General features: G+C 41.0%; 12 protein-coding genes and 1 pseudogene. 7 read left to right on the forward strand and 6 right to left on the reverse strand.

All coding sequences use genetic code 11. The features are described from left to right. Positions 1-511 precede the first annotated feature (511 nt). The gene (locus tag MBEAL2_RS27220) at positions 512-814 is read left to right on the forward strand and encodes an EthD family reductase (RefSeq protein ID WP_047155353.1); all 303 of its coding nucleotides are present in this window, start codon (positions 512-514) and stop codon (positions 812-814) included. Between the two features lie 250 nt (positions 815-1,064). Next, positions 1,065-1,445: pseudogene (locus tag MBEAL2_RS27225) on the forward strand (KGG domain-containing protein); the annotation flags it as partial. Between the two features lie 507 nt (positions 1,446-1,952). Here the strand turns inward: MBEAL2_RS27225 and MBEAL2_RS27230 are convergent. Together MBEAL2_RS27230 and MBEAL2_RS27235 are read right to left on the reverse strand one after the other, a co-directional pair. Continuing rightward, positions 1,953-2,171 (reverse strand): hypothetical protein, encoded by a 219-nt coding sequence (locus tag MBEAL2_RS27230; RefSeq protein ID WP_047155355.1) that lies wholly within the window; start codon positions 2,169-2,171, stop codon positions 1,953-1,955. Positions 2,172-2,196: 25 nt separating this feature from the next. Then, on the reverse strand, positions 2,197-2,406 hold the full coding sequence (locus MBEAL2_RS27235; protein ID WP_047155356.1) for a preprotein translocase subunit YajC: 210 nt from the start codon (positions 2,404-2,406) through the stop codon (positions 2,197-2,199). Between the two features lie 1,235 nt (positions 2,407-3,641). Between MBEAL2_RS27235 and MBEAL2_RS27240 the strand changes: the two genes are divergently transcribed. Both MBEAL2_RS27240 and MBEAL2_RS27245 read left to right on the forward strand, forming a co-directional pair. Further along, positions 3,642-4,211, forward strand: coding sequence for a sigma-70 family RNA polymerase sigma factor (locus MBEAL2_RS27240; protein ID WP_047155357.1), 570 nt, complete (start codon positions 3,642-3,644; stop codon positions 4,209-4,211). Beyond that, positions 4,208-5,308 carry a DUF4179 domain-containing protein gene (locus tag MBEAL2_RS27245; RefSeq protein ID WP_047155358.1) on the forward strand — a complete coding sequence of 367 codons (1,101 nt, stop codon included), beginning with the start codon at positions 4,208-4,210 and terminating at the stop codon, positions 5,306-5,308. The genes MBEAL2_RS27240 and MBEAL2_RS27245 overlap by 4 nt, the downstream gene beginning before the upstream one ends. A 387-nt stretch (positions 5,309-5,695) precedes the next feature. On the opposite strand, the gene bla is transcribed toward MBEAL2_RS27245, so the two are convergent. The 4 genes from bla to MBEAL2_RS27260 form a co-directional block, all read right to left on the reverse strand. Continuing rightward, the gene (gene bla, locus MBEAL2_RS27250) at positions 5,696-6,526 is read right to left on the reverse strand and encodes a subclass B1 metallo-beta-lactamase (RefSeq protein ID WP_052948061.1); all 831 of its coding nucleotides are present in this window, start codon (positions 6,524-6,526) and stop codon (positions 5,696-5,698) included. A 304-nt stretch (positions 6,527-6,830) separates the two neighbouring features. Further along, positions 6,831-7,511, reverse strand: a complete 681-nt coding sequence (locus tag MBEAL2_RS29850; RefSeq protein WP_152667951.1) for an alpha/beta hydrolase family protein — start codon at positions 7,509-7,511, stop codon at positions 6,831-6,833. Then, positions 7,472-8,020: an epoxide hydrolase family protein gene (locus MBEAL2_RS29855; RefSeq protein ID WP_052948063.1), complete on the reverse strand. Its 549-nt coding sequence runs from the start codon at positions 8,018-8,020 to the stop codon at positions 7,472-7,474. The genes MBEAL2_RS29850 and MBEAL2_RS29855 overlap by 40 nt, the downstream gene beginning before the upstream one ends. A gap of 350 nt (positions 8,021-8,370) precedes the next feature. Beyond that, complete coding sequence (locus tag MBEAL2_RS27260; protein WP_052948064.1) at positions 8,371-8,757, reverse strand: MarR family winged helix-turn-helix transcriptional regulator; 387 nt, start codon at positions 8,755-8,757, stop codon at positions 8,371-8,373. 677 nt (positions 8,758-9,434) lie between these two features. Here MBEAL2_RS27260 and MBEAL2_RS27265 point away from each other — a divergent pair. The 3 genes from MBEAL2_RS27265 (at position 9,435) to MBEAL2_RS27275 (ending at position 13,909) form a co-directional block, all read left to right on the forward strand. Next, positions 9,435-9,845 carry a MarR family winged helix-turn-helix transcriptional regulator gene (locus MBEAL2_RS27265; protein WP_052948065.1) on the forward strand — a complete coding sequence of 137 codons (411 nt, stop codon included), beginning with the start codon at positions 9,435-9,437 and terminating at the stop codon, positions 9,843-9,845. Between the two features lie 250 nt (positions 9,846-10,095). After that, positions 10,096-13,374 (forward strand): DEAD/DEAH box helicase, encoded by a 3,279-nt coding sequence (locus MBEAL2_RS27270; RefSeq protein WP_047155359.1) that lies wholly within the window; start codon positions 10,096-10,098, stop codon positions 13,372-13,374. A 289-nt stretch (positions 13,375-13,663) separates the two neighbouring features. Continuing rightward, positions 13,664-13,909: a DUF2164 domain-containing protein gene (locus tag MBEAL2_RS27275; RefSeq protein WP_047155360.1), complete on the forward strand. Its 246-nt coding sequence runs from the start codon at positions 13,664-13,666 to the stop codon at positions 13,907-13,909. The last annotated feature ends 199 nt before the right edge of the window (positions 13,910-14,108 follow it).

Here is a 14,108-nt window from a genome sequence, read left to right on the forward strand (position 1 = left end):
GCTGTGTGATCCCCAGTTGGTTTACATTGGCTAGATGACGACATCCAATGCGTTTATAAACAGGTCGACTCATTGTGATAATCCTTTTTTATCTTTACTATTCCAGTAAATCCCATTAATTATTCAGCACCGTTACATTGTTTCTCTTTGTGTCACTCAATCCAGCGGTATAAGAGTAACACGACTATATACGTTGTTCGGTTTAACACTAAGGGACCTCCGACCCTACAATTATTTTCAGGTGTAGTCGTATTACCGTTTCTTGTGTTTTTCTAAGGTTCTTATTGCACTAACGGGAATCATTAGTTAAATACAACCACTGCCTCGGCAGTCGTTTTTTATTTACTGTGCTAACGGGCAGGATAGCGGAATAAGGAGAATGCACAAATTTTTTCTTAACAATATTAAATTTTTATCTATATTTTTAAAATACTTTGAATATGTATACTTACAGTGAAGGTTGTACTATTTTGTTCTTATAGATTACTTAATTTTAGTAGGGGGAATAAGGATGGCAAAGATGATCGTTATTTATAATGAACCGACCAACAAAGAGGGGTTTGAAGCACATTATTTCAATGTACATATTCCGTTAGTCCAAAAGATGCCTTTTATTAGAAATGCTGCCGTTCATAAGGTTAAACAGGCGATGAACACAAATGAGAACTTATATTTGATTGCCGAGTTAGAGTTTGGTGATTTACAAGAGATTAACCAAGCATTAGAGTCACCAGAAGGTAAAGAAGTAGTAGGGGATGTAGCAAATTTAATGCCTTTTCTTGAAAAAGCTCCAGTCATTACGATGGTAGAGTGAAGTGTTTAACGAAAGGTCCTTCTTGTAAGGACTTTTTTAAAGCCTTGAAACGAGATCAATGTGAACTTCCTATTAAGCTATCGGGAATCGTTAGTTAAATCAGAGGCTGTTTCGGCAGCCTTTTTTATTTGCTCAACTAACGGGCAGTAATGTTGAATAAAAGTTGGTAATTTGTTTTGGTTTGGTTTTTGATTCAGGAGGGAAATAAAAAGTATGCCCGTAACCACACCAAGATGAAGGAGTGAATGAAATGGCTAGAAATAATAATGATGACCGCAATATGAGCATGGAAGAAGGTGGACGCAAGGGTGGGGAAGCTACGGCTGAATCCCATGGTAAAGAATTTTACCAGGAAATTGGACGCAAAGGTGGCGAAGCCACTGCTGAGTCTCACGATAAGGAATTCTATCAGGAAATCGGACATAAAGGTGGAGAAGCAACCACCGAGTCTCACGATAAAGAATTCTTCCAGGAAATTGGTCGCAAAGGCGGAGAAGCAACCGCTGAATCTCATGACAAAGAATTCTACCAGGAAATTGGACGTAAAGGTGGGGAGGCAACGGCTGAATCCCATGGCAGAGAGTTTTACGAAGAGATAGGCAGCAAGGGTGGTCAATCACGCAGCGATAATAACAATGATAGCCGTTCTGTAAATGACGATAATGACAGTCCTAAAATGAGTAAGGAAGAAGCAGGTCGTAAGGGTGGCGAAACAACTGCCAAGACGCATGACAAAGAATTTTATGAGGAAATCGGCGAAAAGGGCAGGCGTTCTCGCGGTAAAGATAATGACGACAAGTAATAATAACCCAGGTTATAAAAAAGAGCTGCTCATGAGAGCAACTCTTTTTTATCATGATAATCAAACTTAATGAGAGAGTTTCAATGAGAGCATCTTACATTTATTTTGAAGTTTCTGCATGTTCCTTCTGAGAATCGAGCATACCGTAAAATCCCAGTATTCCTTGCGATTTGATTTCGTATGTCTTCATCTATTCGATTATTCAACTCGCCTGCCCAATAGAATGTTTGGTTACAGTTCGGGCATTTATGGCTTCCTACTCTATGTGGCATGTGTAAGCACCTCTACTTTCATTTGGTTCACTTGCTTACCGAACTGGGTACTCGTAATGATCCTTTAGTTTTCTATCCTTACCGTGTCTCCTTGTGTCAATTCATAGATTCCTAAAGGAGTATCTACCTGACTCTCTCCCTGATAAATCCCTTGCTGCCATCCATATTGAGGATGAAGAACTTTTACCACATCGCCCAAAGTAAGATGGATGATTTTATTGTTATCCAATAATACTTTTCCACTTCCACTTACTGCTGTGAAAACTCCTTCGGGGTTGTTCATGTCTGTAACTCCCTTTCTTACTTACCTATATTCTAGTAATAAGATTTTCTGTAACGAGGACCTCTAAATTCATTCTCTTTATCTCTTCATTGAAATTAATTTCAGCAAGAACCCCATTCTCATGGATGCTGCGGATGAGTCCTTTCCCAAACGTAGTATGAATGATACGATCTCCTACTTTTAATTCTCCTAATTTCTTTTCTTGTTCTAATGAGTTCACTTTTGTATTTGGCAAAGAAAAAGTGCAGAGTTCGGCAATGGATATTATTCATCAATATACAATAATATTCATCATTTTTGCATAAATTTGACATGGAGCCTCTAGGGGCATGATTTGCTACGAACTGCTGGGAACTCATAGTACGCTTGGCTATATAGCCTATCATGCCCCCTCTCCATGTAAAATCTAATGAATGGAAAGTGTATCAAAAATGGTTGCCGAACTCTGCACTTTTAAATTGCCATCTACAAGCTTTTTCCTGAAATAAACCCAACCCCACAATTTTCACATTGAATTTTTTTATCCATACTTCAACCTCCCTGTAAAAGTAATGTATATTTTATTTGGAATATTCTAATATTATTTGATTTTAAAGTGCAAAGAAAATAAATGTGGTTTGGAGTCCTTGGAACATTTCAAATGAAATTACATGACAAAAGCCTCCAAACAGTAAAAACCGTTGGAGACTTCCACTGAGGGGTAAATCATATATGGGAAAATTGGGATTAAACATCTCTACCACGGTAGGAAAATTCAAACCTACTCATAAAAGCCTCCGCCCGATGAAGCTAGCGGAGGCACTGATGAAACGAGGAAGGTTAATTAACGCTATATGTGGAACGTAAAGTCAGTACAGAGAAGTAATCGTCTCTTAGATAAGGTGAAATCGGTTCTAAGAGTAACGATTTCCGACATGCGTCCCGATTGCCAGCGCAACGTACCCTCCTTCTGACGCAAGACTACTTCCCGCTTTCGAAGTTCCTGATGGGCTTTTCATAGCTTCTCAGTCCTCCTCAATTGGTATTGTCTTACATTTTTTATTTACCACAATATAAAATGCTAAAACATTCTAATATAAGGCTTTGTTAAAATTTCTTGTTGATTTTTTATTAAGCTCCCATGTAAGAACGAAGTTTTCTTACATCATCTGTGGTGCCGTGCCCTGCGGCATGGGTGGCTAACGGGAATCGTTAGCACAATACGGCTGTTACGACAGTCGTATTTTTATTTACTCAACTAATGGGCAGAAGGGCGGAACAGCATCAACAAATTGTGTCTTATATTTCACTTGAATGGGAAACGCTTTCGATTATAGAATCGCCACAAGAAAGTCATTATCATGTATTTCTTAATATATACAGACCAGCTCTAGAGCTGGTTTTTTATTTATTCAAATGTGAGAAAAAATGTTTTTCCATTCGTTATATAAGGTGTAAAAGCTTTTACGAAAAAATAAGGGGAATGGTTACATGAAGTCTAATGATACAAATTTCATACAGCGATTAAAGCGACAGGAAGAAGATGCATTAGAATTTATAGTAGATAAATATTTGCCGTTAATAAAAGGGGTAACTTATAAAGTTCTTTCACCCCTTAAGAATGAGGGTCTCATAGAAGAATGTATCAATGATATTTTTCTTTCCATCTGGAATCATTCGCAAAAGTTTCATGGAGAAGATATCGTTGATTTTAAAAAATGGATTTGTGCCATTGCTAAGTTTAAAGCTATAGACTTCTATAGAAAATCTGGTAAGAATGCAGAATTCACTTCAAGTTATATGGACTTGAATGCAGAAAAATCCGCAGAAGATGAACTTATTATGCTGGAAGACAGAAATGAACTCATAAGGTTAATCAACGATTTAGAGCCAATTGACCGAGATATTTTTATTATGAAGTTCTTTCTAGGTTTAAAGACAGAGGAAATATCGATAAAGCTCGGTTTGACCAGGGCTTCAATAGATAATCGAATTTATAGAGGAAAAAAGAAACTTACTAAAAAAGCTGCGAATCTAAAGCTGGGAGGTAGTGTACTATGAAGGATATTTATGAATTATTAAATGATATTACCATAGACGAAAATGAATTTGAGGAAATGGAAGTAAATGAACTCGAAAAGGCTAAAGTAAACAAAGCTCTAAAACAGTCAATAAATAAGAAGAAAAAAATGAAGAGTTGGAAAAAGAATGTTGCGGTGGCTTCCATTATAGCCGGTTTATCCGTTACAACGTTTGGAATAGCGTTCCCTACTTATGCGAATAGCCTTCCTGTGATAGGAGATATTTTTAGGTTTTTAGACAATGGAAGAGCAGGTCTTTATGATGATTATAAGGAATACTCCAATGAAATGAACATTACACAGGAAAGTAAGGGGATTAAAGTCACTATAAATGATGCGATTTTTGATGGGAAAACAGTATTTTTAACTTATTCTTTAAAAAGCGAACAAGATTTAGGTGAAAAACCTGCCATACTTGGCAATCTAGATATTAAAGGGTCTAAAGGAATGACAGGAAGCTCCCAAATTTTGAAAGTGAATGAAAATAATTATGTAGGCTTAGTTAAAGCTGCTAACGTAGGCCTTAACGACAAAGATACAGTAAAAGTAAAATGGGGGTTAGACCGTATCTTAACAGATAGGCAGGAAGAGATAAAAGGGGATTGGAACTTTGCTCTTACTCTAAAGGCAACGGATAGCGATGTGAAATTGATTGGTCGAAGTGCAGAACAAGACGGAGTAAAAGTAAATATTGAGAAATTATCACTAACACCAATGTCCTTTATCGTTTATTATGACCAAGAGGTTTCCAAGGAAATAAGAAACAAATGGGATGAAGTAGAGATTGATTTGAAAATTAAAGATGATTTAGGGAATAGCTATTCAGGTGAAGGAAATGGAGGAACAGGCAAAGATTCTTATAATATGAGTTGGAGTAAAACATTCCAAAAGCTTGATAAAAATGCAACAAAACTATTTGTAACCCCTCATATAACCTTAAGAAATTACAGTTCTAGTAATCATGGTGGGGTAGAACTAACTGAAAATAGGGAAAATAAAATTTCAGTTTCAACACCAACAAAGTCTAGTACAGGGAAGGATTTTGTGTTAGATGATATCATTATTGAATTAAATTGATACCAAAAAAGAGTGCTAAATTCAGATATTTGGCACTCCTTTTGACTAGGGCTGCTGATTACAACATGGGTGAGGAATTGTTTTAAAAATCAACAATGAACTTTTAACAGAGTCTATTCCATTAACGGGAATCGTTAGTGAAGTACGGCTGTTACGGCAGTCGTTTTTTATTTGCTCAACTAACGGGCAGGACAGCAGAAGAGGGATGTTTGACTTTAATCGTTATCAGGCTAAGAAAAAAAGGGCACCCCCAAAAACGAAAAAAGGATCCTTTCAGTATCATTTACTAAAAGGATCCTTTTTTTCTCTGTAATAGTAAGGACCAATGTATTACTAGATGCTTAAAAGGTCTCTAACCGGGAACTACCCACTTCGTCCCTACTAAATTTAATGGGATGGTTTGAATTTTTTCAAGGTTTCTAACGTATGGGGAAGTAGTGAATAATCTCCCCAATTCTTATGTCCTGGAATGACAAGTTTAGCGTCCGGATACTTGTTCATCAGATTCTGTATCGTATAAGGCCATGCATTCATATTTGCTTCATCAATAATTCCTACCCCTTGAGATTCCAATGAAAAAATCATATCTCCAAACAAAATTTTATATTGAGGCAGCCAAACTGTAATATTATCTCTTGTATGCCCTTCTCCTGGGTAATAGGTCTCCACGATCGTTTTTCCAAATTTCATTACAGGATGATTATCTAACAGTGGTTTAGGTTGAGGATAGCCGGCTTCTTTTGCCATTTTTGCGATAAAAGTCGTACTTACAACCGGAATATTTTCCTTTAATAAAGTTCGGATACCCCCAATACGATCAATTTTGTGATGGGTAATCATCGCTTTTTTTATCGGTTTATGAAAATGCTGATCTATCAATTTTAACAACTCGCTCGCCAGTTGGTCATTCCATGTTACATCAACGAGGAGAAGACCTTTTGATGAAGTAATCAGTAAACCGTTGGCAGGTACAGAATTACCGTTAATTTTCGTGTATGTGGTATGTACCCAGACTTGATTGTTTAGTTTCGTTAATGTAACAGAACCATCCTTATTGCTAAGGACTGTTTTGGGACTGCTTTTTACCGTTTCGTCTTTTTTCTTGCTTTCATTTGATGCATGAGTTTTATATGTTAGTCCTGGAAATAAAAGAGTCCCAACCATCAAGGCGAAACTTAAAAACCATACTAACCCTTTTTTTTGCTTCATTAACTTCATGTTTATGTTCCTCCTTTTTTGTCATCTTAGGACATCAAGTTCCCTCATTCAATAACACAATGATAATAAAACAATAACAACTCTATAATGAGGATTACAGGATATCGCCAGCAAACTAACAATAAAAACGCTCCTCAAAACCAAAAAACCATTATCCTTTTTAACAGTGCAGCAGCATGAGCCGGAGAAAACGATTCTGCGTTTTAGATTGCCTTGGAGAGCAGTTGTATTAGTTCCGGATGTCTATATCGACGCAATAGACGGGTTATTGAACATCGGAAAGCTTAACACCGCTGGTTTATCATCAGGTGCGAAACGCCGCGCGTAGATCGGCGGCAACTATGGCCGGCTCCTCCCATTCGAGAAAGTGCCCGCCGCAGTCGAGCTGAACCCACCGCACCAGATTGGTGCTACGAGCTGCCCATTCACGGGGCATCAGGAACATGTCGTAGCCGGCCATCAGCATGCTGGTCGGAACCTTGACATCTACATTAAACGTGTTACTGCGGGTGCACTCGGCATAAAGCCGAATGGACGATGCGATCGTCTCGGTCGCCCAATAGATTGTCAGATTCGTCAAAAGACGGTCGCGTCCGTAACGAGCGACGAAATCATCGGGACGGTCGGTCCAGGTATGGAATTTTTCCAGAATCCAGGAGGCGAGGCCAGCGGGTGAATCGTTCAGCGACACTGCGACTGTCTGCGGCTTGGTGGCCTGAAGTAAGGCATAGGCCCATTCTGACTGCATCCAAGCCGCGGAGTTGGCGATGAATTCCTCCTCGGCCGCACTGAGATCGTTGGGAACCTCGGAGACTAGAAGATTAGTGCCGGAGAAGTGCAGGCCGATGAGCTGCTCGGGATGCTGCAGAGCGAGATGCATAAGGACGCCCTGGCCCATATCGCTGCCTCTTCCGACATAGCGGTCATAGCCCAACACTTCGGTCATCAGGGTCGAAAAGATTCTAGCGATACGTGCAATGTCCATACCAGATCCTGCGGACGGCCCGAAAAACCAAATCCGGGCAAGGAAGGAATTACGACATCGAAAGCCTGGTCGGCGCGCCCCCCGTGCGCCGCTGGATCAGCAAGGAGGGGCGCAATTTCCGCCATCTGTACGAAGGAACTCGGCCACCCGTGCAGCATGAGGAGCGGCGTCGCCGCTGGTCCGTTTCCTCGCAGATGGATGAAGTGGACGTCGATGCCGTCGATGGTCGTCATGAACTGCGGGAGCTCGTTTAGAGCCTGCTCCTGCGCGCGCCAATCGAAGTCATCGCGCCAATAGGTGATAAGATCACGCAATACCACATCGTCGGTGCCGTAGCTCCACCCGGATCCTTCAATACGGTCGGGCCAGCGGGTTTGGGCGAGGCGATCGGACAGATCATCCAACACAGCCTGGTCTATAGAAATCTTGAAAGGACGAGGGGAGGTTAAGGCTGCCGCCGGTTCCTGGGTGATATTATCATACTGAATATTTTCATTTTCGAATTTCATAATAATGCTCCTTTATTTGTAGTTGAGACCGAGCACATCAGAAAGTGACAAAACTGATGTGCCTTGTTTGTCATAGGCGACGTTAATGGACCGGAACCAAACCGTCAACGGCTGCTTCGTCTTATGGAAGCATGTAATGACCACTAATGATGTTTAGAGGACATTTGGCTTAGAGTAGAAAAAAACGCTGTGTATGCGTTTGAACGTCCTTAGCGTATTTTTGTCAAAATATTGGCTGAACCCCATGCCCATCAAGCTACACTAGTGGTATTTTATATGCGTGCGCACGCACATAAAATAATATATCAATCATCACTTTTAAAGTCAAACAATTTCGAAGTCAAAAAACATTAAACCATTATTTTTACTTTTGTCTCATTAAAAACATCGTTGATGATATTGGCTATACCCGGTAATGTTGCTTTATAATCAATTCTTCCCTGTTCAGATAGCCGCACCACTGTGTTTCTACGATCTGTGTCACTTGATCGACGTTCGACAGTATTACAAGTTTCCAAGCGAGCAACAAGACGAGAAATAGCACTATGGCTCAAATTAACCATCTTACTCAATTGATGAACAGTAAATCCCGATCCCTTGTCTTCGTTCAGGACAGATATGACCGAAAATTCACTTACTGTTAAATTATAATGAGTCTTAAGAAATTTTTCTAACCGCTGATTCAAAGTTCCGTGCAGCTCGTCTAGAGCCATCCACTTTTGTATAGCATCCTCCATATTTACATTCCACCTAACATAACATCTAAATAATTTGATTTTACAATATCATCTATTCAAAATGTGTTCAAATGTTAAATTCCTATAAAACAGTTCAGATTAAACAGCTCTATCTTATTTTGGAATGAAATATTGGTTCTAAAATAAATGCTACTCAATAACTTCCGAATTAAAAATAGACATTACGAATTACGAGAAATGAAAAAAGATCAAGGTTTGGTTTTTTGAACCTTGATCTTTTTACTATTCATTTACATTTACTTTACTCCTTGTAATAGCTTTGCTGGTACTACCCTTTCTTCTCCATTTATGGGGTCCTAGCACATCGCCATCAGGTTAAAATTATTCAATACCCACTAAACAGAAAAAACCTATCTTTTGTGTAATCATTCATAAAAACAAAATTTCATTTTTATCTGTAACAGTAAGCACCAATGTAGTAATACATTCTTAAAAAGCCTATAACCGGGAGCAAACCTTACTTCAGTAGCTTTTTTCGTTCTACTAAACGGACAAGTTAGTTCAATAACACCATGGTGAAAAGAGTTGCTTATCCTCTGTTTGTGTAACCTGCTTATTATAAACGGGGCTAATTTCTTTACGTACCCAATCTTTGATTTCTTTTAAAATAAATGGTAATGTAAATAGAAATTTATATCGATAATAGGTGATGAAACGTGGAAGACGTTATGAAAAAGTGGATAGCTATTGAACATTTGCACGCAACATTAAATAAGCAATTGGAAAAATACCTTCGATTTCAATATGATTTGTCAATCAGTCAGTTTACAGTTATTTCTATTTTGAGTGAAGAAAGTAGCTCGGGTTTAACCATTCAACAATTGGCTGATAAAGTTACCTTAAGTCAGAGTGCGATTTCTCGGTTAGTAGCAAGATTGGAAACCTGTCATACTGTTGAACGTCATTTCAATGAGAGGGATCGACGAAGTTCTCACGTTCGATTGACGGAACAAGGAATGCGCGCATATAAAGAAGCGCTTCCTGGTATAGCTCAAGTGATGAATGAAGCTTTAAATAACAAAGTAATTAACGAAGATAAAATACTATTGAAAGCAATCTTTCAATAAATGAAATCTCTTCTTATGCAATTGACATAGATGAATACTAATGCTACATTTTACATGCATGCGCATGCATGTAAAATGTAGCAGCTTTCACGAGCCAACAAAACGAGAGAAAAGGGTGAATGAGTATAGTTACTGCTACTTCCCAGATCGAACTAGGGAGATTACCTGTATTTAAAAAAGCAATGATTGAACATGTTTATAATGTGTAGGTTGTCTTCGTTATTCATATTCAAAAGGAAGGAACAAAGCAATGAACTTTCAGTTATCCCAACAGATTATTAAGTCGTTGTGCGGCCGAATCTCTTATGAAAGAGGAGAGGCGTATAACCGAGCCGGAAAAGTGGTTTTGACAAATTACATCCCTGAAGCTTGTATCTACGAAGCCACCGTCAAGGGAAAGAGCAACTTCCAGGTTACCGTCAAAATCGATCGAAACAGTGATGTGGATGCGGAATGCAGCTGTCCCACGCTTGATTCTTACGACAATTACTGTCAACATATCGCGGCCGTCTTGTTGAACGTCTATGATATTCAACAAGACGGCTACTCGGGGGAAACCGGGCATCTCGAACCCCGAGTTGCCGTTTCTGCAGCCAGCCCCTCTGAGATTTCGGTGGGAGATATTGAACTGACCAACAGCATGTTGGGACTGTTTGGTGACAAGCCGCTTCGTCCAAGGAATACCCGTGCACTCTTCGATACAAGGGTACTCCTTGATGTGGTGTTCACCTGTAGACCTTTCCCTTACGGTTATCGGAAGTACATGTTTGGTATTGAAATTAAGGTTGGGCCCAAACGATTGTACACTGTACAGAAAATAAGAGAATTTCTCGACCGAATCGACCGGAGAGAAGCCATTGTATTCTCCAAACATTTCACTTATGATCCGGAGCTCCACAGCTTTCAAAAAGAAAATGATGCCGTCATTCGGCAGTTAAGCCAAATTTATTACAACGAAAAGATGTACAGTGAAACTCCGAACCTTTCTTCCGTTCATGCTAACAGTAGGAGCGGCGATCGGATGCTTCTCGTTCCTCCTTTCTCATGGGAAACCCTTTTTCCCTTGCTTGCCAAGGCTCCATCAGTGCAGCTTGACCAGGGTGACAGTATATATGATGGGATCCATTTATCCGACGAATCGATTCCGCTCCATTTTGAGTTCGACCAAGCACAGGCCGAAGGCTATCAATTGGATATCCAGGGTTTGGAAAGGATTACCGTTATGGAATCGTACGGGGTAGTCCTTTCCGAAGGAAAACTGCTGAAGCTGCCGGCCGATCAGTGCAGACGTCTCTCGGAGTTGAAGCAAATGCTCGAAACTTCCCACAAGCACCAAATCCAGATTCCGCCAGAGCAAATGGAACCTTTTATGGAAAGGGTAGTCCCTGGTCTGATGAAGCTGGGCAGCATCCACATTGCTCAAGCCGTTTCCGATCGCATTATGCAAACACCGTTAAAAGCCAAGCTGTATTTGGATCGGATAAAGCATCGACTGCTTGCCGGACTGGAGTTTCGATATGGCGATATTGTCATCAATCCCTTAGAAGGACATGAGCAGAAGCGCAGTATCGATAGCATCCTCATGCGGGACGGGGAGCGGGAACGACGAATTCTGGAGCTTATGGAGCAAAGTTTGTTCTCTAAGACGGAAGGCGGATATTTCATGCATGACGAAGAAGCGGAATACGATTTTCTGTACCACGTCGTTCCACAGCTGGAGAAGCTGGTGGAGGTATACGCCACCTCCGCCGTAAAACTAAGGCTTCACACCGGACATGCGACCCCGAAGGTAACGGTGGACATAGCCAAACGACCCGATTGGCTGGAATTCCAGTTCGATATGGATGGGATTCCTGAAGCGGACATCCGCAATGTGTTGGAATCCCTTGAAGAGAAGCGCAAATACTACCGGCTGCCGAATGGGGCGTTATTACCGCTGGAAAGTGCAGAGTTTCAAGAAATCATCCGCTTCATGAACGGAATGGGCATTCGCAAAGGGGATGTGAAAGGAACGAAAATTCGCCTTCCGGTGGTCCAAGGACTCCATTTGGTGGATTCCGAGAGGCAAGGAAACGCCGTCAAGCTAGGTAAAACGTTCCGCCGTCTCTTGGAAAATATGCGGAATCCGGACAATCTGGATTTCCCCGTCCCCGACAGTCTGGAACCCATACTTCGGGATTACCAGAAGTATGGGTTCCAATGGCTGAAGACACTCGCCCACTACCGTTTCGGCGGCATTCTGGCAGACGATATGGGACTTGGGAAGACCCTGCAAAGCATCACTTTTATCGTCTCGGTGCTGCCCGAAATCAGAAATCAGAAATTGCCGGTACTAATCGTCTCTCCCGCTTCTCTTGTGTACAACTGGCAAAATGAGCTGAAGAAATTCGCACCCGAGATTCAGGCTGTCATCGCCGACGGCAGCAGGGCGGAGCGCAGCAGTGTTCTAAAGGATATTTCCCAGGTGGACGTCATTATCACCTCCTACCCACTTTTGCGTAGGGATATCGAAATGTATGGCAAGCAACCATTCCATACGCTCATCTTGGACGAGGCGCAGGTCTTTAAGAACCATGCCACTCAAACGGCGAAGGCGGTGAAAGGGATTCAAGCCCAATATCGTTTTGCCCTTACCGGAACTCCCGTGGAGAACACGCTAGAGGAACTGTGGTCCATCTTCGATGCGGTGTTCCCTGAATTGTTCCATGGTAGAAAGGCATTCAACGACTTATCGCGGGAAATCGTGTCTAAACGGGTCCGTCCGTTTCTGCTGCGTCGATTAAAGACCGACGTGCTGAAGGAGCTGCCAGAGAAAATCGAGTCACTGCAAACCTCCGAGCTGCTTCCGGATCAGAAGAAGCTGTACGTGGCCTATTTGGCAGAACTGCAGCAGGAAACAGTGAAGCATCTGAACAAAGGATTTCAGAAAAACCGGATTAAAATCCTAGCCGGCTTGACCCGACTCCGGCAGTTGTGCTGCCACCCTGCCTTGTTCGTGGAGGGATATGCCGGAAGCTCCGCCAAATTCGAGCAGCTGATGGAGATTGTGGCGGAATGCCGAAGTGCGGGGAAACGGGTGTTGGTATTCTCACAATTTACCCAGATGCTGGGCCTGATCGGGCGGGAACTAGGCTATGAAGGCGTGCCGTATTTCTACCTAGACGGCAAAACCCCCACTTCCGAGCGCGTAGAGCTGTGCAACAGGTTTAATGAAGGCGAACGGGACTTGTTCCTCATCTCATTAAAGGCTGGCGGCACCGGGCTGAACCTGACTGGAGCGGATACTGTTATCCTCTATGACCTATGGTGGAACCCCGCCGTGGAGCAGCAGGCAGCTGATCGTGCACATCGCATTGGGCAGAAGAACGTAGTGCAAGTGATCCGCCTCGTCACCCAGGGCACCGTGGAAGACAAAATGTACGAACTCCAGCAGAAAAAGAAGAACCTCATCGAGGAAGTCATCCAGCCAGGCCAGCAGGAATTGTCCGCCCTGACCGAGCAAGATATCCGGGAAATTCTGATGATATGATGAAATGAAAACCAATAAATTATCGTATTAGTAGTAAAGTAAGCAAACAAAAACCCATTCAATTATGAATGAATATTTTAAGTCATACAGGTTATGTTGTAGCTATGACTTAGCTAAAGATGGTGTTCATTTTGGTTTAACTCATGTTGTTGATACATATATTTTCAAATTTCAAATTTATAGTAATTATTAATTGGTTTCAAAAGCTTAACTTTGTAGAAATGAATAGTGGATGGGATAGATAAAAGGGAATTTCTTCAAAAATATCATAATAAATGGAGGTTTTTTAATGCTTATTAAGAAAGTACCAAAGGAACATAAGGATAACATCATAAATAAAATTCAACTTTACTTTAATAAGGAAAGAGATGAATCTTTAGGGAATTTGGAGGCTGAACAGTTATTTGATTTCATGTTAAATGAAATAGCGCCGATTGTTTATAATCAAGCATTAAGTGATGCAAGAAAAGTAATTCAGCAACAAGTTAATTCTCTTGAAGAAGAAATATATGCTTTAGAAAAACCACTTCGCTAAAAAGATGAATAAAACATGGAGCTGTTTAGACTCATTGTTGAAGTAATGAGAATCTATAGTTGAATAAAAACAATAATATTAAACCAAGATGCATCAAAAGAAGAAATTGCCCGCGGCGATTATACAGAGGTTACGACAGCTGAATTTGACAAATATGATGCATCCAGAGCAGATAAATAGAAAGAACCCCGCCACCTAA

Origin of the sequence: Aneurinibacillus tyrosinisolvens, assembly GCF_001015055.1 — a bacterium.
GTDB classification, from domain to species: Bacteria; Bacillota; Bacilli; order Aneurinibacillales; family Aneurinibacillaceae; genus Aneurinibacillus_A; species Aneurinibacillus_A tyrosinisolvens.

Excerpts from the sequence above, each read along its gene's own strand:
- MBEAL2_RS27220 (WP_047155353.1), top strand. The coding sequence starts at position 512 with ATGGCAAAGATGATCGTTATTTATAATGAACCGACCAACAAAGAGGGG.
- MBEAL2_RS27230 (WP_047155355.1), bottom strand. The coding sequence starts at position 2,171 with ATGAACAACCCCGAAGGAGTTTTCACAGCAGTAAGTGGAAGTGGAAAA.
- MBEAL2_RS27240 (WP_047155357.1), top strand. The coding sequence starts at position 3,642 with ATGAAGTCTAATGATACAAATTTCATACAGCGATTAAAGCGACAGGAA.
- MBEAL2_RS27245 (WP_047155358.1), top strand. The coding sequence starts at position 4,208 with ATGAAGGATATTTATGAATTATTAAATGATATTACCATAGACGAAAAT.
- bla (WP_052948061.1), bottom strand. The coding sequence starts at position 6,526 with ATGAAGTTAATGAAGCAAAAAAAAGGGTTAGTATGGTTTTTAAGTTTC.
- MBEAL2_RS29850 (WP_152667951.1), bottom strand. The coding sequence starts at position 7,511 with ATGGACATTGCACGTATCGCTAGAATCTTTTCGACCCTGATGACCGAA.
- MBEAL2_RS29855 (WP_052948063.1), bottom strand. The coding sequence starts at position 8,020 with ATGAAATTCGAAAATGAAAATATTCAGTATGATAATATCACCCAGGAA.
- MBEAL2_RS27260 (WP_052948064.1), bottom strand. The coding sequence starts at position 8,757 with ATGGAGGATGCTATACAAAAGTGGATGGCTCTAGACGAGCTGCACGGA.
- MBEAL2_RS27270 (WP_047155359.1), top strand. The coding sequence starts at position 10,096 with ATGAACTTTCAGTTATCCCAACAGATTATTAAGTCGTTGTGCGGCCGA.
- MBEAL2_RS27275 (WP_047155360.1), top strand. The coding sequence starts at position 13,664 with ATGCTTATTAAGAAAGTACCAAAGGAACATAAGGATAACATCATAAAT.